Here is an 18,505-nt window from a genome sequence, read left to right as displayed (position 1 = left end):
TATCGCTTCGGTCGCTTCGGATTCGTGGGCCGCTTTTTCTTCGTCATAGCGTCTCCCGGTTCTGAGAGTTTCCGCGGGAAGCCGCGGAGCATTCGGCCCGCTAAGCTACTGCGCCAGTATATCGCTTCCACTTGTCCGGCGATGGCTATTTCTGGAATGATGCCGCCGCCTCCTTGGCACGTATCTCGCGGACCTGGTCGGTGTCCCCCTGACCGATGTCCTCAAGAATGGCGAGGGCGAGGAGCCAGTGCTCGATGGCGCTGTTCCGGTCACCTGACGCCAGCGCGCTGTCGCCCAGGCTGTCCAGCGTACGGACCTCGTTGGCGCGGTAGCCGATTTCCCTGTACAGGCGAAGGCATTGCTCGAAGTAGCCGAGCGCGGCCTTGTGATCGCCGAGGAACTGGTGGATGCAAGCGATGCTGTCGAGATCGGCTGCCCGGCTATTGAGGACGTTCAGCTCGCCGTGCAGGTCGGCGGCCCGCGTGCAGTACGTCAGGGCCTCCTGGTGTTCTCCCCGCATGGCCAGGCTCCAGCCGATGCCGTTCAGGGCGTCCGCGAGCCCGCTTTCGGCTCCAGCCTCCCGGAATCCGTCGGCGGCGAGGTGGTACTGCTCCAGGGCAGCTTCGTGATCCTCCGCGTAGGCATGACTGACCGCCAGGACATAGCGGCAGTCGGCTTGCGCTCGCGCCGATCGTCCCGGCCCCAGCGTGGTCAAGGCTTGCCGGCCGTACTCGACGCTCTCGGTGTGTGCTCCCAGCCGGCGCAGGGTGACGGCTAACTGGCGGAGGAAGTAGGACCGGATCTCCGGGTCCTCAGGCTTCGATGGGTCGTCCGTGATCGAGCGCAACATCGTCGCGCAATCGTCCCATCGCCCGTGGTACCACATGTTCTCGATGAGAGAGTCCACGATTGCCCGGGCCTTGCTCTCCAGGCCGTGTTCCTCGGCGTACCGCACGGCGGCGAGGAAGCGCGGCGAGTCCTGGCTATTGAGACGGGTGCCGGGGCTCGTGGCGGTGGCCAGGTCGGCGTAGTGCTTGATGAGCCTTTCGCCGGCACGGTCGTGGAGGTCCTGGAGGCGCCGATCCCCACGGCAGAGGGAGAGGGCGTAGTCACGGAGGAGCTCGTGCATCTGGAAGCCACCGTGCGCGCTGTCTTGGAGCAGGTGGAAATGGCGTAACCGGCGGAGCAGGGCCAACGCTGTTCGTCTGTCCTCGGGGCTGGCGAGCGCGGCGGCTCCCATGCTGTCGATGTCAGGGCCCGGGGCCGCACCGACCAGGACGAAGAAATCCCGCAGCTCGGCTGGAAGCGCGAGATACGTCCAGGAGAAGACGGTGCGGAGCGCGGAGCTCGGCTCGTGTAGGTCGAGAAAGTCCAGTCGGCTGTCGGCGTCGGTCAGAACGGACACGATCTGGTCCAGTGACAGCTCGGGCAGGTGTCGGATGTGACATCCGGCGATTGCCAGGGCTAGGGGGTTGCCGCCGCAGGCGGCCAGAACGGTGGCGACTGCCGCGGGCTCGGCAGACGCTCGGTCGGCGCCTATGTGCCGGATCAGCAGATCCCGGGACTCGTGGGTCGGCAGTGGAGTCAGGTGAAGGTGCGTGACGTCGGTTCTCCGCAGGAGGGTGCCCAGGCTGGTGCGGCTGGTGGCGATGACGGCGGAGGGCCCGTGGCGCGGGAGCAGGGGGAGGACGCTCTCACTATCCTGGATGTTGTCCATGACGATGACGAACCGCTTCGCCTCGACCGCGTCCAGGTAGTGCAGTCGGCGGCCTTCCGGGTTCTTGCCTGCGGCCGCGGCGTCCTCGCCCATCTGTTCCAGGAGCGCCTCGACCGCCTCGGCGGACGACATGGCGGCGGTCGGACCGAAGCCTCGGAAGTCGACGAACAACTGCCCATTGGGGAAGTCTTGGGCAGCCTCGTTGGCCATGTCGATGGCGAGAGTGGTCTTTCCCAAGCCGGGGCCGCCGGTGACAGCGATGCGGAGACGCTCCGCCGTCGGTCCGGCGTCGGGGAGATCGTGGTCGCCGCGGCGCACGTAGGGCTGAGGGAGGGCGGGAAGGCGGTTGCGTCGCGGGCCGGCCGCGGGTTGCATATGCCCTTCCTCGCGGAGCACGGCCTGGACCAGTTCCTCCCGCCGCCACCACCGCTGGACCGCTGTTGCTTCGCTGCCGCGCCCGGCGAGTTTGGTGAAGGGTTCGTCGATGAGCGAGTCACCCAGAGCCGCCCGCAGGGCCTGCTCACTGCGAAAGAGGTCGATCCCGTCGGGCTCCTTGAGATCCAGCCGGATGACCTCAGCACACTGAAGGAACGCTCGCAAGTCGGCATCGGAGGGCTCATGGCCGATGATGGCCGTCCAACGGGTTACGACGACCTCGATGAAGGTTTCGAGCGCCCTCCGCTGGGAGATCGTCGGTGCCGCCGCCCGGAGAGGGAGGTCGGCAGGGTGTCCACGGAGGCGCAGGAGCACGATGCCCAGCTGGTCGAAGGCGCGGCTCCCGTCATGGTTCGTGGCGATCACGAGCCGGTCTCGCGAGTGGTCGACGGGACGGACGCCCGAACTCGTGTGGATACCGTCGACGAAGGCGCGCACTATCTGGTCGATGGCCTTCACCAGATCTTCGGTCTGCGCGTCCAGCCGTCTCATCCCGGCCTTCGCCTGTATGAGGATGAACCCGCCGCCGGACACGGTGACGCCCACATCGTCGACGGGGAGCCCGGTCTCACACCCCACCTCCTCGATCCGCACAGCGGTGCCAAGCCCGAGCTCGGTCAGCGGCATCTCCACGATGGCGCGCACGGCCCACCAGGCGAAAACCTGAGCCTGGAAGGTGAGGCCACGCGCGGCTCTCGCCCCACCAGCTGATGATCTGGCCCCGGCCCGGTGATGGGACTCGTCCATGGCCTCCCCGCCGCCTCGCAGATCCGCTGACGGGAGCATCTCACAATCGGTCCGGGCTGGGTTCGTCGTCCTCCTCGAGCAGGGGCGGTCCCTCTGGAGCGGCAGAGAGTCTTACCGCAAAGACGATGTCGCCGGGAAACTCGTCACCTGGACGCGCCCCCGTGCGCTCGGTGACCGCCGCGACGATGGCCAGTCCTACGCCCGTGCCGTCGGCCTGGCAGGAACGGCAGGCATCGTGAGCGGCCGAAGATCGAGGACACCGCCGATGGGGAGATGTCGGGCCCGTTGTCATGGACTCGGAGGACGAGCTCGCGTCCTCGCGGAGCTGTGATCAAGACCGGCGGCAGCGGTAACACTCAGAACTCTGTCTCCGCCGGGCTTCACCGTTCCTGCCGGACTGCGGCTGAAGAAGCGGGTTGCGTACACGTCATGGTGGCCGACCAACGCCAGCTTCTCAGGCGGAGACGATGATGCGTCTGTATACGGTAAGCCGTCCTGTGGCTGATCGACGGGGATGGAGGGGGCTGGACAGGACCTACGTATCGCGCTCGCCCGAGGCCGTGGTTAGCGGCAGGAGCAGCTGCTTGAGCTGGTCGTTCTCCTCACGCAGCTCTGCGATCTCGACCAACGCGATGACCAACTGCATCCGTAGTTCGACCGGGTCGTCCCATAGGTCCACGGACCTATCCTGCGTGATTTTCTCATGCAGCCAAGCAGGGCTGAACATGGCAGCGCTTGGCAGGTGCTCTCACGAGGGGGCGTGGACGAATTCACGTGAGGCCTTTGAACATGGCGGCGAAACGGAGTTCCGTCATTCATGATCGATTCTTGGATTGTTGAACAAGATTTCTGCTGCCTTGATGATGGGGTGGACGGAGTTGAGGATGAGTGCGCGTTGGGCAGGGGTGTGTTGGCCGGAGTATCTGGCGGTTGTCTGGTAAGACTCGTGTCCGGCGATGAGTTGCATGACGCCTGGTGCTACGCCGGCGTCACGGAGCATGGTGATCATGGTGTGGCGAAGTGCGTGCGGGGTGATGTGTTGGGCCAGCCCGCGTTGGTGGGCAAATTCGAGGGCGGGTTGGAGCACGTTGTTGCGCTGGTTGGCGTAGTCGATGTAGCCGCCGCCGTTTTCCGGAAAGAGAGGCTGGCCAGGGTTTTTACCGTTCGCGTGGCGCGCCAGGAGTATGGCCAACTCATGGCAGATGGGTACGTCGCGCTGCTTCCTGCCTTTCGGGTAGAGCCTGAGCTGCCATTGCCGGCGGCTGGTCGTCTCGTTCAGCAGGTAGGCGTACGTCTGAGTCACATGGATCACGCATCCGGCCGGGTCCAGGCCGGACACATGGAGTCCGGCGATCTCGCCCCAGCGCAGGCCGGTGGCCATCTCGGTCACGATGAACAGGCCGGTGTCGGGGTCGATGTCGTGGACCGCCTGGAGATAGATGCCGACCTCGGGTCCGTACAGGACGGGTCGGCTACAACGCCATGCACGACCGCCTTGGCTACGACATGCCGTACGCCAAGAAGTGGGTCGAGCAGAAACGCCCTGTCGGGGCGTCGCACTTCCTGGGCTGGGAGACCCTCCCCACGCGCAGAACCCGAAAGGCGTAGGAATGGGCGCCTCGGCCACGCCGGACTTCGACGGTGACGGTATCGGCGACCTCTTCTCTGCCGCCACGGGAACGCTGACCATCTGGAATGGCGAAGGCGGTAACAAGTTCGGCCCAGCGACCCCGGTCGGTCCGGGCTGGAGCTTCTTCACCGGCCCGGTCGCAGGCGACGTCAACGGTGACGGGATCAGCGACCTGCTCGCAGTCAAGAAGGACACCGGCACGCTCCACGTCTGGAATGGCAAAGGCAGCAACACCTTCTCCAGCGCCATCGAGCTCGGTCCCGGCTGGAAGACGTACGAGAACACGCTGATGTCCCTGGGTGACGTCAACCAGGACGGCCACACCGACATCGGCGCCGTGCACGACGAAACCGGAACGCTGACCGTCTGGAACGGCAAGGGCGGTAACAAGTTCGGCCCAGCCACCCCGGTCGGTCCCGGCTGGGCTCCGTACTTCTGACAGGGCCGGCCCGGCTTACGTAGCGGAAGCCGGGCCGGCTACGGGGAAGGGTCAGCCGATCAGGACCGGCACAGTGCCGATCACGATGCGGTGGTCAGAGCAGGCACCCTCGGGGATGCCCGCGCAGGTGGCGGGGATGGCCAGGGCGTTGCCGGTATACGTTCCGGCGATCCGGTCCTCCCTGACGAAGATCAGGTCGACTTTCGAGCGCGGTTCGACGGCGGCACACGGGGACGGGTCCGCGGGTATCGCGTTCGCGGTCCACGCGCCGTAGCCGAGGCATGCGGTGGGATCGTTGTCGTCCATCTCCCGGTAGTGACCGGTGTTGTTGCCGTTGTTCACGGTGTTGAGTGAGCTGGAGTACCAGTTGTTGAGTCGGCCGTAGTCTGGTTGCGCGTTGAAGTCTCCCGCTATGACGACCGTCTGGCCGTCCGCGCGGTAAGCCTCCATCTGGTCCAGCACGAAGTTCAGCTGGTTCTCGTTGTTCTTCTTGCCGTTGGCTGCGAGGGCGTTGCTGGTGGTGATGTGCGTGGTGCAGAACCTCGCGCCTGGAGTGGTCAGCAGTCCGGCGCACAGGAGGTTCCGCTGCTCGCGCGTGCCGTCCGGTGGCAGCGTGAACCGGCTCGCCGGTGAGAGCGGCTGCTTGCTGAAGATCGCGTTGCCGTAGTCCTCATTGCCGTTGCACACTCCCGCGGTGGGACCGAGGATGGTGGCGAATCGGGAGTAGTTGGTCGAGTCGTTGGGCCACCCCGCCGTTCTGAGCGCGCTCTGGAGGGCCTTGTACTGACCCCAGCAGAGTTCGTTGAAGGCGACCAGGTGCGCGTCGCTGTCGAGAATCGAGTTGACGGCCTCGGAGACCAGCCCGTCGGTCGTCGAACCGTGGTGCATCTTGTTGCCCGAGACATTCCACTGCCAGACGTTGAATGTCGTCAGGGCCGAGGCCGAAACGCTCGAAGGCAGCGCGATCAGCGCCGCACAGAGCGCGATGACAAGTGCGCTACGTAAGTGATTCACGCCTGCTCCTTAGCCGGTCGGGGTGCCGTTGGAGGTGATGTGGATCACGGTGCGGTCGTCGTAGGTTCGCCGCTCGGTCCTGACGACGCGGAGGTCGGCGTCGAGCACGGGGAACAGGTGCACTGGAGTCAGCGTCAGGCGTGGCGAGCGATCCTTGCCCTGACCGCGGTCGATGTCGATCTCCAGGTGGCCGTAGTGCTTGCCCCCTGAGGTCAGATGCGGCGTTTCCCCAGCGTTCTCCCAGGTCTCGGGCTCGCTCTGGTCGGCCGTCCACCGGCTGAAGGCGTTGTAGCCCAGCAGCGGGCTGTTCAGAGTCGGCCCGTCGCGACGAACGCCGCGCAGACCGTCGCCGGACACGCCGACGTCGTAGTAGTGGACTCCCACGCCGTCGCCGTCACCGTCGACGAAACTCCGCTCGAACATCTCGCTGTGACCGGAGATCACAGCAGCTACGCCGTACCTCTCGAACATCTCGTGGTAGACCCGCATCGGCGTGCCTCCCTGACCTGAGGTGAGGGCGTGGTTCATCGGCAGACCGTGTTCACCGCTGCTGTAGGGCGCGTGGTGGAACTGCACGAGAACGATCTGGCCCTCGGCGCGGGCCGCGCGCAGTTGCTCCTCCGCCCAGGCCCACTGCGGGCCGCCGGGGTTGAAGGCGGACATGTCGCCGCCACCGGCCGCCTCATACTCGGCACGGGTGAAGTTCTCCTGCGTGTCGGTTCCCGGGCCGTTGTACTGGCGGCCGGTCAGCTTCTCCGCGGCAGGATAGGCCGCGGCGCGGTCGTCCGGCTCGCCGTTGTTGCTGTCGAGCGTGATCACCGTAACCGGTCCGTAGTCGACCCGGTAGTAGTTGTCGCGGTGCGCGGCCGTGCCGTTGTCGGGAGCGTCGAAATAGGCGTGGTACTTCGCCCGGGATCGTACGACCGGTGCGCGGTCCTGGGGCGTGCCGTACCCGCCGTTGAGCGCGCCGAAGCTCTCCCAGTTCCCGAAGGCGGGCAGGATCGGGACGCCCGTCAGCAGGTCGCCGCTCTCGCCCGCGGTGTGGCGGAAGAACTCGTCCCAGCCCGGCTGGTATCCGCCGCCCTGGACGAGATCGCCGGTGAGGAGCACCGCGTCCGGCGCGCGGCTCTTCACGGTCGCCAGGTTGGCGCGCAGCCCTTCGTCCTCGGTGAGGGGGTAGCGCAGGACTCGAGAGCCCAGCAGTGTGGTGGTGCCGTAGGTGCGATCCCAGATCGATCCGGGCTCGGCGGACGGGCGTGTGGTGCTTCCGGCCGCGAGCGCGCCCGGCGACCACTCCCGCCGCTGCACGCGGCCGCGCGGCTCAGTCTCGGAGTCGGACATCGCGATCAGCCTGATGTGCTTCCAGTGGTCCTTCGCCGGTGCGGTCTGGAAGCTGCCGCGGTGCCTTGCGGTGCCCTGCTCCACCGTGTAGTGATAGCGGCTGCCCGGCCGCAGACCGTCGATTCTGGCGGTGTGCTTGTGGTTGCCCTGCCCTCGCAGCCACGATCCCTTGTCCAGGCCGGGGATCTCCTCGGCGAGTTCGAGCTGTGTGTAGGCCAGATCGGGCTGCGCGTCCCCGGCTACCTCGTAGGTCCTCCTGCCGCCGATGCCCGGCCCGAGAACGGTCAGCCGTCCGGGCCCGCCGTCCTCGGTGAACCATGTCAGCGTGATCCCGGAGGAACTGGGACTCTGTAGATAGGGCAGGACTCGGAACTCCTGCAACGGTCGTGCCGCTGCTGCGGGTGAGGCGAGGAGACCGATGTGCAGCAGGCCCGCCATCAGCACGCAGGCCGTTTTCCTCTTGCGCATCACGCCTCCTCAGCGCCGGAGCGTCACGTCGCCGACGACGATGCGATGGTCGGAGTACGGGGTCGAGATGACCCAGCCGGAGTCGGCGTCGACCTTGAAGTGACGGTGGTCGACGAAGATGAAGTCGATCTTCCGATTGCTCTGGTAGGGCCGGTTGTAGTCATCGGGAAGACCCTCGGCGCCCATGGTCCACTCGCCCTGGCGGTGCGGGCAGTCCTCGGTCCCGAGTACCCAGCGCCGGATGTTGCCGCGCCAGCGCGGGTCCTCGCCGTCGACCTCGTTGAAGACGCCCCGGCCGCCGCACTTGGCGTAGAAGAGCTCGAGTGAGGGCAGGAAGGGCAGCTCGTTCAGGTCTCCGAGCAGGGCGACCGGCATCTGCCTGGCCATCGGTGTGATGGTGTCCGCGATCAGCTTCGCCTGGGCGTAGTTGATCGAGCGGCCGTAGTAGGGGTCGTCGGCTATGACGGGATCGTTGGGGAAGCTGGTCTCGTTGATGATGACCAGCGGCACCTCGGTATGCGTCACGCAAGCGCGGACGACGGCCGCATTCGGCACGGCGACGTCGCCGCAGACGAGCTTGCGGAATCTCTGGCGGTAGTGGTACCCGAGGTCGAGGTAGGGGGTGTCGCCGAACATCACCCGCTGGGACGGGTGCTTGCTCATCAGCCCCATGACATACCAGCCGTCGGGGTTGACGACCGGGTCGTAGCAGTTGGGGATGTTGTAGTTGGTGACGACGACCTGCTCGGAGAGCTCCCCGTAGCCCGGCTTGGCCTTCAGTCGGTCCCGTAAGGCCACCCACTGCGTGTAGCACATCTCGTTGAGGCCGATGATCTCGGCGTTCAGTCCGGAGATCTTGGCCACCGTGTCGTCCACGGGCGCGCCAGTGCTGCCCTTGTTGTAGCCGTTTCCGGCGAAGTTGAAGTCGAGCATCCGGATCTTCCGGCCGCCCTGCTCGGCCGATGACATGGCATTGGCGTCGGCAGCGATGGGTGTCGTCAGGAGCAGGGCGATTGCCGCTACGGCCGCGGTGATGGGACGTCTCATGATCACCATCCAGGAATTCCTGTATAGACCAGTATTTTGATGCGGAACGTAACACCGCTGCAGCAGGGTGACAAGAGGCGTACGGGAGGGATTGGCCGTCAGCGGTTGGCTGACCTGCTGACATGCATCTGAATGGCGTAGCGGTCGCCTCGGTACAGCGACCGGCCGTATTCCACGATGTTGCCCATGGCGTCTACGGCGGTGCGTTCCACGAGGAAGGCAGGGTCGTAGTCCGGCACTTCGAGCCGCCGAGCGTCCGCCGGGCTGAGCCTGGCGATTGAGACGCTCTGCTCGGCGGTTTCCAGGCGGGTGCCGTACACCCTGCCGAGCACCTCATACAGGGAGTCGTCCCGCCCCATCTCGGTGAGCAGGGTGGGAAAGCGTTCGGCCGACAGGTTCGTACGCTCCAAGGCCATGGGGACGCCGTCCGCCGTGCGCACCCGCTCGATGAAGTGGGCGAGGGTGCCTGGCGCGACGTCGAGGTGTGCGGCCACGTCGCGCGGCGCAGGTCGCGTTCGGCTGCGGTAGCTCTTTGCGCCGGGCACCATGCCGCGCATGCGCATGTCCTCGCTGAACGAGCGGAAGATCTCCGAGTGGACCAGCGTCGGGTGCTGCACGAACGTGCCACGGCCCGCCTCGCGTCGCACCAGGCCCTGGGACTCCAGTTCGACCATGACGTTCCGCACGGTCATCCTGGCGGCTCCGAAGCGTTCGGCAAGCACGCGTTCCGATGGCAGTAGTTCGCCGTCCCGCGAGTCGTGTACCAGCGCCGTCAGGACGTTCTTGATGTGCTGGCCCTTGGGTTGCCCATCGTCGGCGGTAAAGATCTCCGGCGCGACATTCTTGGGTTCGTGTCGCTGCCTTGACACAGCAGGCTCCTTATTTCTGTCACGCCGGCTGCCCCATCTTACGAGCACTTGCGTGCTTGGGGCGGCCAGGATGGAAGTGTTGACATTCGGTCTATACCAGTATTAGCGTCCGCGCCATGGTGCGACCAACCTATCCAGGGAGATCCCAATGCTTCGCACTCGCCGCGTTGTGGTGGCCGCAGTCGCCCCGCTGATCATCGGGCTCACGGCGTGCGCGCCGAGCGCACCCCAGAGTGCGGCCTCCAGCGGAGCCGCACAGCAGATCACTCTCGATGTGTGGGGCTGGCGTCAGGAAGACGTGGCCGCCTACAAGAAGATCTTCAAGATCTACGAGGACGCCCATCCGGGCGTCAAGGTGAAGTACATGCCGTACAAGTCGACGGAGTACGACACGATTCTCCGCACCGGACTCGCGGACGCGAACGGGCCCGACGTCGCCCAGTTACGTTCCTACGGCCTGCTCCAGCCGCTCGTCGCAGCGGGCAGCCTGGTCCCCCTCGCTGAGGAGGTCCAAGAGCTGGGCGCCTTCCCCGAGGCGGTCCTGGACGGCGCACGCGGCGAGAGCGACAAGAAGGTGTACGGCGTGCCCTTCGCCGTACAGACCATGCACGTCATCTACAACAAGGCCTTGTTCGCCAAGCACGGCATCACCCCGCCCACCACCTGGGAGTCGATGACCGCGGCGTTCGACAAGCTGAAGGCAGCCGAGCTCACCCCGCTCGCCGCCACGGTGACCGACACCTGGATGCTGCCGATCCAACAGGAGATCTTCGGCGCCACCACCTACGGCGGCCACGACTACCTCAAGCAGATGCTGGGCGGCCAGGCCAAGTTCACCGACGGCCCCTGGGTGGACTCGCTGAAGATCTGGAAGGGCACGAGCAAGTACTGGGGCCCGCAGTTCGAAGGCACCAGCTACACAGACGCCCAGGCCCTGTTCACCTCGGGGAAGGCGGCGATGTTCCCGGGCGGGGTCTGGGAGCTCGCGGCCTTCGAGAAGGCCAACCCCGACCTGGAGATGGGCATCTTCAACGTGCCCCCGGCGCCCGGCGCCGCGGTCGGCAAGACGCTCGTGCCCGGCTACGTCGACGGCTCGTTCGGCGTATCCGCCAAGACGCCCGACAAGGCGGCGGCCCTGGACCTGCTCCGCTGGATGGCGTCTGCCGAATTCGGGAAGGCCTTCTCCAAGGAGCTCCGCCAGATCTCCGCGGTCCCTGACGTCGCGCCGGAGGACCCGCTCCTCGCCGAGGCGCTGGCCGCCTACACCGCCAACCCGAGCCCGTACATCACCTACGCGTACTTCTCCGGAGGCACGCCGACCGCCTGGGACCTCGCGTCGGAGTCGCTGTCGAAGCTCGTGATCGGCCGCTCCACCCCCGCGGAGGCGGCCAAACACGTCCAGCAGGGTATTGACCAGTGGTTCAAGCCGACGCAGTGAAGCAGGGGCGGCGATTGGCGGCGCGGGAGCGAGGAGGCTACCGCGCCGACAGGGTCGCCTGGCGCTGGGTGGTGGCGTTCTGCCTGCCCGCGCTGGCGCTCTACGGGCTGTTCGTCGTCATCCCCCTTGTGACCGCGTTCTACTACGGCCTGTTCCGCTGGGAGGGTATCCGCCAGGCGGAGTTCGTCGGCCTGGGCAACTACGGCGAGGTGCTGACCCGCTATCCGTTGAGCGAGGAGATCCCCACCGCCCTCTGGCACAACGTGCTGTTCTTCGTGGGCACCATGGCCATCCAGAACACCGTCGGTCTCGGGCTCGCCGTCCTGCTCTACCGCAACCCGCGGGGCAAGCGCTTCTTCCAGACGATCTTCTCCCTCCCGTACCTCATCAGCCCGCTGATCGTCGGCTACATCTGGTCGCTGCTGCTGAGCCCATCCTTCGGCCCGATCAACTTCATGCTGCGCACGGTTGGGCTGGAATCGTGGGCGCGGCCGTGGCTGGGCGAGCCGGACACCGCGCTGCCCGTGCTCATCCTGGTCAACGCATGGCAGTGGATCGGCGGCCCCATGCTGATCTTCCTTGCCGCGCTGGGCGGCATCCCGCGAGAGCTGGAGGAGGCGGCCGCCATGGACGGCGCCTCCGCCTTCCGCGCCTTTTGGAGCGTGCGCTTCCCGCTGCTCATGCCGGCGGTGGGAGTCATCACGGTGCTGACGTTCATCGGATGCTTCAACATCTTCGACCTGGTGTACGCCCTGGGAGGCTCGGACGGGGGACCTGGAGGCGCCATGGACGTGCTCGGCCTGCTCTACTACCGCACTGCGTTCGAAGGCGGCACGAACGCGATCGGCGAGTCGTCCGCGATCGCCATGATGATCTTCGCCGTCGTCTTCGGGATCTCCATCGTCCTGGAGCGGTTCCTGCGCCGGCGGGAGGTGGGCGGGTGAACAGGCGGGTGGCACCGCTCGGCGCACAGTTCATGCTGTGGACCTACGCCGCGATCGCCTTCGGGCCGCTGGTCCTGGTGGCACTCGGGTCGTTTCGCTCCAACGCCGACATCCTGCAGCGGCCCGTGGGCCTGCCGGACTCGCTCGACCTGGACAACTACCTGCGCGCCTGGGAGACCGCCTCGATCTCGACCTACTTCGCCAACTCGGTCCTGGTCACGGTGGTCGCGGTCGCGCTGTGCGTGGCGGTGTCGGCGATGGCCGCCTACGCCCTGTCCCGCTGGCGGTTCGGCGGCCGCGCGCTGCTGGCGGCGTTCTTCCTGTCTGGTCTGATGATCCCGGCCAAGCTCGGGCTGCTGCCGGTGTTCTACATGTTCCAGTCCATGGGGCTGATCGACACCAGGTTCGGTCTGATCCTCCTCTATGCGGCGAGCGGCATCCCGTTCTCGATCTTCGTGATCATGGGTTTCATGCGCGGCCTGCCGATCGAGTTGGAGGAGGCCGCCCGCCTGGACGGCGCGGGGGAGGGGCGGCTGTTCGTGTCGGTCGCGCTGCCGCTCATGCGGCCCGCGCTCGCCGTGGTCACCGTCTTCCAGTTCGCGCCCACCTGGAATGACTTCTTCTACCCGCTCGTCCTGCTGAGGGACAGCGACAAATACACCATCCCAGTGGGACTGACCCGGTTCTTCGGCGAGTTCGCGACCGACCGCGCGGCGCTCTTCGCCGGCCTGGTGATCGCGCTCGTGCCGCTGGCCCTGGTCTTCGCCTTCGCCACCAAGCAGATCATTGCCGGGCTGACGGCGGGGATGTCCAAGTGAGCGCCGTCGCCTGCATCGATGGCGGCAAGTCCGAACTCCGCCTGCTGGTCACCGACGGAGAACGCCGCGAGTACGGCGTCGGCCCCGGCCTGGCCTATCACCCGCACGAGGACGGCGTCGCCCGGATACTCGACAGCGTCCGGGCAGCCGTGGCCATGCTGACACGCCCCCCGGCGCCGACGGCCGTAGTCGCCGGCCTCACCGCGATGCCAGGCGATCCGGCTCACCTGCGCCGGCTCACCCGCTGCCTTGAGGAGCTCTTCGGCGGCCCGGCGCTGGTCGTGGAGGACGGCTTGCTGGCGCACGCGGGCGCGCTCGCCGGGCCGGGCACGGTGATCTGCGCGGGCACCGGCACCACGGTCCTGAGCATCGGAGCGTCTGGGCGGAGGGCGAAGGTTGACGGCTGGGGCCCCGCCCTCGGCGACCGCGGCAGCGCGTACGCGATCGGACTGGCGGGCATGCGCGCGGCGACGGCGGCGCACGACGGCACCGGGCCGACCACCCGGCTGACCGGCCTGCTGGAGCGCGAACTCGGCGGCACCGATCTGGCGGGTTTGCAGGAGTTCTACCGTGACGCCGCGTTGGTGGCGCGCATCGCCGGCTTCGCTCGCGAAGTCGTGGCGACAGCCGAGCACGACGCCGTGGCCGGCGCGATCTGCGACAGGGCCGCAGCCGACCTCGCCGCGTCCGCGGCGGCTGCGGTCTGCCGCCTTCCCGAGGCGGGCAGTCGCGTCTCGTGGAGCGGCCGGTTCGTCGCTCCCAGCGGGCCCCTGCACACGAGGCTGGCCGCCGCGCTCGCAGATCGCGGGCTGGACCTGCTACCGCCAGTAGCGGGTCCGCTGGAGGGCGGGCCGGTGCTCCTTCGGCGCGAAGAGCCTTACCGATCCTTGCTACGTACCGAAACCTGAGAGTTTGAAGATGAGAGTTGGACACGGAGTCGATCACCTGCGGACTGTCGCAGGCGAGGCGATGGGAGGATACGCCGACCGCCCGCAGGGACTGTCCGGCGTTCTTGATCCCCTCGAGGTTCACGCCGTCACCTTCACCGACGGGCACCACCGGTTCGCCCTCATCGTGGCGGACCTGGTCTGCGTGAACAGCGACGTGGTGGAGCGCATCCGCGCCAGGGCGAGGGGCGTGGGGGTCGACTCGTGCTGGGTCGCGGCGACCCACACCCATGCGGGGCCGGAAGCGGGCTGCAGCCCCGGCGGCGCACCGACACCTCCAGAGCTCGCCGAACGCCTGGAGTCGGCCGCGATGCGCGCCACCTCCGCGGCGCTCGCGGACGAACGGGACGCCGAACTGCACACCACCCGCGTTCTGGTTTCGGATCTTGCCAGCCGTCGACACCTCCCGGAGTTGCGAGCGATGGACATCCCGGTGGACGTGCTCGTGGTCAGCGCGCAGGGCCATGTCACAGGGGCGATCGTGATCTCGCCCGTGCATCCCACGGTTCTCCCGTCCGGCAACCACAGCGCTAGCGCCGATCTCAGCGGAGGCATCAGGCGCGCGCTCCGTACTCCCGCGCGCTGGGTGGTGGCGGCCACCGGGGCCGCTGGAGACATCAGCACCAGGCACACCCGGCGCGGACGCGACGAGCGCGAGATCGACCGGCTCGGCGCGCTCGTGGCCGATCGCCTTGATGCCAGTGTTCGTCCTGCGGATGGACCGGGGAGCATGACACTCGTTCCGCCGGTGTCGGCAGGCATCCGGCTCACGGCGAAGCAACCGGCAGAGGCGGTGGCGTCCGGCGACGGGAGCGTCACCGGGGGGCGCGGGTCGAGCGTTCTCGAACAGGGACGGCGAATCGCCTGCGACCTTATGGCCCGCGATCACCGTGATCCGTACGAGATCGAGGTGCAGGCGGTCGCTATGGGCGCCATCACGCTGGTGGCCGTGCCCGGCGAGCTCTTCCTCGATCTGGGAGAGACGATCCGGGCCACGGCGGCGCCGGGCACCGACGTCGTCGTCCTGGGCTACGCCAACGGCTATCTCGGCTATCTGCCGAGCCGTGACACGCCGACGAGTTACGAGACCCTGGTCAGCCCGGTCGCCAGGGGAAGCGGCGAACTGGTTGTGGCGGCCGCGATCGACGTGGCGGCCGAACTCATGAACCGGAGGACGAACAATGACCGCATCTGAGTTCGCTGCGCAGGCCCCAGCCCTGATCAGCCGGGTCCTGGACACGCAGATGCCCGCGATACACCAGGCCGCCGCCTTGGTGACCGAGTCGGTGGCCGCCGGAGGCGTCCTGCAGTCCTTCGCCACTGGACACTCCAGAATCGTGGCACTCGAGCTCACCGGACGGGCCGGCGGGCTCGCGTCCGCGGGCATGCTGAGCGTCAAGGACCTGGTGATGTTCGGCGGAGTGGATCCGGAGCAGATCCTGGACCCGACCTACGAACGGGTTTCCGGTCTGGCCGAGCGGATCTACGACCTCGCACGCCCCGACCCGATCGACTCTTTCCTGATCGTGTCGAACTCCGGCGTGAACGCCTCCATCGTGGAGATGGCGCAGCTGGCACGCGAGCGGGGACACCGCGTGGTCGCCATCACCTCCCTCATGCATACCCGCTCTCCGTCGGCGCGGCACACTGCCGGTCTCCACTTGGCCGATCTTGCTGACGTCGTGATCGACAACCTCGCTCCCGCCGGCGACGCGAGCGTAGAGCTCGCGCCGGGACTCCGGGTGGGAGCGGTCTCGTCGCTGACGGGTGTGCTCATCGCGCAGGTGCTTACCGAACTCGTGTGCCGCCGCCTGATGGAGCGGGGGGCCGAGGTGCCGGTGTTCGTGTCCGCCAATCTCGCTTCAGGAGACGAGGACAATGCGACGTTCTGGGAGCGGTATCGCAGCCGCGTGCGCCCCGTGGAACCTTGAGGAGATAGATCCCTTGGCCCTTTGGCGTTGTGACGTCCACGTCTCCATGCCGGCGAACTGTTGGACGTTTTGACCCGGGCGTCACACATGTCCCGGACCAGCGTGGCCTGATCTCCGGCGAGCCGAGGCATGCGACCGCCGACCCGACTCGATCAACTCGCCACGAAACTTCCTGCTACCGACTTCTTCTGGATGGGCCGTCACGCTGGCGTACCAGCGACGCCAGCAACCAGCGCACCGGCACGGACTACCCCGTGGTCTGCGCCTGGCTGCCTCCCGCCTTACGCCCACGGGCGGTCGAGCTGCTCTCCACCCGCCGGCGTGTGCCACAGGAACGACTTGGTCTCAAGACGCTGCGCTGTCATCCACATCTCCGGGATGAGTTTGCCGCCGTCGAGAGGCCTTGATGCCAGTAGAGCCTGTCCGGGCAATGCGTGGTTGTCAGATGGCACCTCCCGCATGGTGTGAACGGCGGCTGCCAGTCGGATGTGAATCATCGCTCATCAACGTCATGTCTCCCTGATCCGCCCGTCTTGTAGAGGAGGAGAGGGGAGCAAGATGGGCGAGCCGGTGGTGTACAAGCGGTGTGGTTGCTCAGATCAGGACAGGACCTGCCCCAACCTGGCCGAAGAAGATCACGGTTCGTGGTACTTCGCGATCCAAGTATTGGGCCCGAACAGACGTAGAGAGCGGGCGCGGCGGGGCGGCTTCCACAGCGCAGAGAACGCCATGCACGCTGCCCGTGAACTCGCCGCCGCCGACGCCCCCGGCGCAGTGAGTGCAGCGTGCACCGTAGCGCAGTGGCTGCGCCACTGGCTGACCATCCTCCAGCCCATTCGCGAGCGCACGCGGCAGGGTTACGCCGATCATGCGCGGATCCACCTGATCCCCGGATTGGGCCAGATCCTGCTGGCGGAACTTGGCCCAGTAGATTTGCGGCGCTTCTTCACCGATCTGGCTCAGCGGCGCAATCGGTACGGCAAGGCGCTGTCGCCATCCACGGTGCAGCGGATCCACGCCACCTTGCGGGCGGCACTCAACGAGGCGCTTCGCGAAGGTCTGATCGCCGCGCACCCGGCGTCCACATGCCCAGGTCTGGACCCGGAGCCGGGTAGCGGTGTGGCAGGCCACGGGGCAGCGCCCGGCGGTGGCGGTGTGGACGACCGAACACCTGACGGCGTTCCTGGACTACGTCCGCGAGGACGCGTTGTATCCGTTGTGGTGGCTGGCCGCGTTGCGCGGTCTACGCCGCGGCGAGCTCGCCGGGCTGCGGTGGGTGGACGTCAGTTTGGAGACCCGTGAACTGACCGTCGTCCAGCAGCTCATTCACGTCAATGGCCGGCTGCGAGTCGTTCCGCCCTAGAGTGAGGCAAGTCAGCGCACGATCGCCTTGGACACCGAGGCGATCCGTCTCTTGCGCCGCCACCGGCAACGCCAGCACCTGGATGGGCTCGACACCGTCGGCCGGGTGTTCACCCGCGAGGATGGCCGGCCGATACGGCCTGACTACCTGACCTATCGGTTCCGCTATCTGGTGAAGGCCAGTGGGCTGCCTCCGGTGCGGCTGCATGACCTGCGGCACGGCGCCGCCTCCACAGCGTTGGCGGCGCATGTGGACGCGGAGGACAGGCCGCAGGCTACGGAAGCGGACGATTCAACTCCGGCGTCGCCCCGTAAACCGGCCGCCACGCTGAGAGCTTTGCCGGAAAGGCCCCTGGTGCCGGTTTGTCCCAGACGTGACCCAGGCATGACCCACCTCTTGATTCTTTGATCTAGAGGTGGGTGAATTTGCAGGTCGGAGTGGTAGGGCGCCCGGGGCTCGAACCCGGAACCTACGGATTAAAAGTCCGCAGCTCTCATATCAGGCACTGTCATTCTATATTCCAATGTACCACTCCAGCCGTCAATGTCGCTGTGAAGAATGTCCAAGAATGACGCCCGTTGATAGGCCGTATCGGATGCCGAAGAGCAACCGCCGAGCATCCATCGCATGGTTGGCGTCGGTTTGACTAATGCGTTTTGCCGGCGGTTGGGGTATGCCCGCGTCCGGATTGGTGTAGCGCTGAAGGCGGCCGGGATGTGTTGTCGAGACGGGTCATGAGGCCCTGCGGGCGTCGGGGTGCGTTGAAGGGATGAGGATTCCGTCTGTCGTGGGTAGGCTGGGCGCATAGGCAGGTTGGAGGTCGCCGGTGTCCACTCCGCATCAGCATGGTGAGGCGTTGATCCCTCGTCCGCCGTTGACGACGGCCGCGTTGCGGGCGGCGGTGGCGCAGATCGCGCCGGCCTATCTGGGGCAGTTCGTGGAGCATCTGGACCAGGCGACGGAGCAGGCTGCGCGGCAGAGTACGGTGGCGCCCTTGCGTGCTTTCCTAGCTCAGTGGGGTGAGTTCGTGGCGATTCACCGTCACCCTGTGACCGCTGCTCGCCTGCGTGAGCTGGAGCGGCAGGTGGCCACGGGAGTCGACCGCGCGTTGGTGGCGACGGTCTTGGCGGAGATCAAGGAGATCACCGACGCCGCGCGCCGTGACGCCGCCGGTGAGTGACGTCTGGGCCTGGGAGTACGATCCGGACGAGGACCATGTCGCCTCGGGCCTGCCCGCGCCGGTTGCCGCGGAAGTCGAGCGGCTAGCTGTAATGACCTGAGAGGTTAGGAACGCGGCTGGCAGGTGGCTGGCCACCGAGTGCGGTGTGACCGCGGTGGTGATTGTAGGCGTGTAGCC

Annotated in this window: 19 protein-coding genes; 11 read left to right on the top strand and 8 right to left on the bottom strand. The window is 66.9% G+C overall.

Annotation, left to right across the window (positions count from 1 at the left end; all coding sequences use genetic code 11):
* Positions 1-145: 145 nt before the first annotated feature.
* The 3 genes from ACIBH1_RS37865 to ACIBH1_RS37855 all read right to left on the bottom strand — a co-directional run bounded on the left by ACIBH1_RS37865 (position 146) and on the right by ACIBH1_RS37855 (position 4,280).
* The gene (locus ACIBH1_RS37865; protein WP_397318865.1) at positions 146-2,797 is read right to left on the bottom strand and encodes a tetratricopeptide repeat protein; all 2,652 of its coding nucleotides are present in this window, start codon (positions 2,795-2,797) and stop codon (positions 146-148) included.
* A gap of 637 nt (positions 2,798-3,434) precedes the next feature.
* Positions 3,435-3,578 (bottom strand): hypothetical protein, encoded by a 144-nt coding sequence (locus tag ACIBH1_RS37860; protein ID WP_397318864.1) that lies wholly within the window; start codon positions 3,576-3,578, stop codon positions 3,435-3,437.
* A gap of 132 nt (positions 3,579-3,710) precedes the next feature.
* Positions 3,711-4,280: a tyrosine-type recombinase/integrase gene (locus ACIBH1_RS37855; RefSeq protein ID WP_397318863.1), complete on the bottom strand. Its 570-nt coding sequence runs from the start codon at positions 4,278-4,280 to the stop codon at positions 3,711-3,713.
* Positions 4,281-4,381: 101 nt separating this feature from the next.
* Here ACIBH1_RS37855 and ACIBH1_RS37850 point away from each other — a divergent pair, with 101 nt between their 5' ends.
* Positions 4,382-4,507, top strand: coding sequence for a hypothetical protein (locus tag ACIBH1_RS37850; RefSeq protein ID WP_397318862.1), 126 nt, complete (start codon positions 4,382-4,384; stop codon positions 4,505-4,507).
* A 2-nt stretch (positions 4,508-4,509) separates the two neighbouring features.
* Positions 4,510-4,968, top strand: a complete 459-nt coding sequence (locus ACIBH1_RS37845) for an FG-GAP repeat domain-containing protein (protein ID WP_397318861.1) — start codon at positions 4,510-4,512, stop codon at positions 4,966-4,968.
* Positions 4,969-5,019: 51 nt separating this feature from the next.
* Here ACIBH1_RS37845 and ACIBH1_RS37840 read toward each other — a convergent pair whose 3' ends face one another.
* The 4 genes from ACIBH1_RS37840 to ACIBH1_RS37825 form a co-directional block, all read right to left on the bottom strand.
* The gene (locus ACIBH1_RS37840; RefSeq protein ID WP_397318859.1) at positions 5,020-5,982 is read right to left on the bottom strand and encodes an endonuclease/exonuclease/phosphatase family protein; all 963 of its coding nucleotides are present in this window, start codon (positions 5,980-5,982) and stop codon (positions 5,020-5,022) included.
* A gap of 9 nt (positions 5,983-5,991) precedes the next feature.
* Positions 5,992-7,791 (bottom strand): metallophosphoesterase, encoded by a 1,800-nt coding sequence (locus ACIBH1_RS37835; protein ID WP_397318857.1) that lies wholly within the window; start codon positions 7,789-7,791, stop codon positions 5,992-5,994.
* 9 nt (positions 7,792-7,800) lie between these two features.
* Positions 7,801-8,838, bottom strand: a complete 1,038-nt coding sequence (locus ACIBH1_RS37830) for an endonuclease/exonuclease/phosphatase family protein (protein ID WP_397318856.1) — start codon at positions 8,836-8,838, stop codon at positions 7,801-7,803.
* Positions 8,839-8,936: 98 nt separating this feature from the next.
* The gene (locus tag ACIBH1_RS37825) at positions 8,937-9,707 is read right to left on the bottom strand and encodes a GntR family transcriptional regulator (RefSeq protein ID WP_397318855.1); all 771 of its coding nucleotides are present in this window, start codon (positions 9,705-9,707) and stop codon (positions 8,937-8,939) included.
* Between the two features lie 148 nt (positions 9,708-9,855).
* On the opposite strand from ACIBH1_RS37825, the gene ACIBH1_RS37820 reads away from it, so the two are divergent.
* The 6 genes from ACIBH1_RS37820 to ACIBH1_RS37795 all read left to right on the top strand — a co-directional run bounded on the left by ACIBH1_RS37820 (position 9,856) and on the right by ACIBH1_RS37795 (position 15,785).
* Positions 9,856-11,145: an ABC transporter substrate-binding protein gene (locus ACIBH1_RS37820; protein ID WP_397318854.1), complete on the top strand. Its 1,290-nt coding sequence runs from the start codon at positions 9,856-9,858 to the stop codon at positions 11,143-11,145.
* A gap of 14 nt (positions 11,146-11,159) precedes the next feature.
* Positions 11,160-12,089, top strand: a complete 930-nt coding sequence (locus tag ACIBH1_RS37815; RefSeq protein ID WP_397318853.1) for a carbohydrate ABC transporter permease — start codon at positions 11,160-11,162, stop codon at positions 12,087-12,089.
* On the top strand, positions 12,086-12,907 hold the full coding sequence (locus ACIBH1_RS37810; RefSeq protein ID WP_397318852.1) for a carbohydrate ABC transporter permease: 822 nt from the start codon (positions 12,086-12,088) through the stop codon (positions 12,905-12,907). The genes ACIBH1_RS37815 and ACIBH1_RS37810 overlap by 4 nt, the downstream gene beginning before the upstream one ends.
* Entirely contained in the window at positions 12,904-13,815 is a 912-nt protein-coding gene (locus ACIBH1_RS37805; protein ID WP_397318851.1) for an N-acetylglucosamine kinase, read from the top strand. Before ACIBH1_RS37810 ends, ACIBH1_RS37805 begins: the two co-directional genes overlap by 4 nt.
* Before the next feature lie 61 nt (positions 13,816-13,876).
* Positions 13,877-15,049, top strand: coding sequence for a hypothetical protein (locus tag ACIBH1_RS37800; protein ID WP_397318850.1), 1,173 nt, complete (start codon positions 13,877-13,879; stop codon positions 15,047-15,049).
* Positions 15,036-15,785 carry a sugar isomerase domain-containing protein gene (locus tag ACIBH1_RS37795; protein WP_397318849.1) on the top strand — a complete coding sequence of 250 codons (750 nt, stop codon included), beginning with the start codon at positions 15,036-15,038 and terminating at the stop codon, positions 15,783-15,785. Before ACIBH1_RS37800 ends, ACIBH1_RS37795 begins: the two co-directional genes overlap by 14 nt.
* Positions 15,786-16,379: 594 nt before the next feature.
* Here ACIBH1_RS37795 and ACIBH1_RS37790 read toward each other — a convergent pair.
* Positions 16,380-16,802, bottom strand: a complete 423-nt coding sequence (locus ACIBH1_RS37790; RefSeq protein ID WP_397318848.1) for a hypothetical protein — start codon at positions 16,800-16,802, stop codon at positions 16,380-16,382.
* Positions 16,803-16,902: 100 nt separating this feature from the next.
* On the opposite strand from ACIBH1_RS37790, the gene ACIBH1_RS37785 reads away from it, so the two are divergent.
* From ACIBH1_RS37785 to ACIBH1_RS37775, 3 genes are all read left to right on the top strand, one after another.
* On the top strand, positions 16,903-17,148 hold the full coding sequence (locus tag ACIBH1_RS37785; protein ID WP_397318846.1) for a hypothetical protein: 246 nt from the start codon (positions 16,903-16,905) through the stop codon (positions 17,146-17,148).
* 27 nt (positions 17,149-17,175) lie between these two features.
* On the top strand, positions 17,176-17,556 hold the full coding sequence (locus tag ACIBH1_RS37780; RefSeq protein ID WP_397318845.1) for a hypothetical protein: 381 nt from the start codon (positions 17,176-17,178) through the stop codon (positions 17,554-17,556).
* Positions 17,557-17,974: 418 nt separating this feature from the next.
* Positions 17,975-18,328: a hypothetical protein gene (locus ACIBH1_RS37775; protein ID WP_397318844.1), complete on the top strand. Its 354-nt coding sequence runs from the start codon at positions 17,975-17,977 to the stop codon at positions 18,326-18,328.
* Positions 18,329-18,505: the final 177 nt, after the last annotated feature.

It is taken from the genome of Nonomuraea sp. NPDC050663 (genome assembly GCF_044456985.1).
Taxonomy (GTDB): domain Bacteria; phylum Actinomycetota; class Actinomycetes; order Streptosporangiales; family Streptosporangiaceae; genus Nonomuraea.
This window is presented reverse-complemented; position numbering and strand designations above follow the sequence as displayed.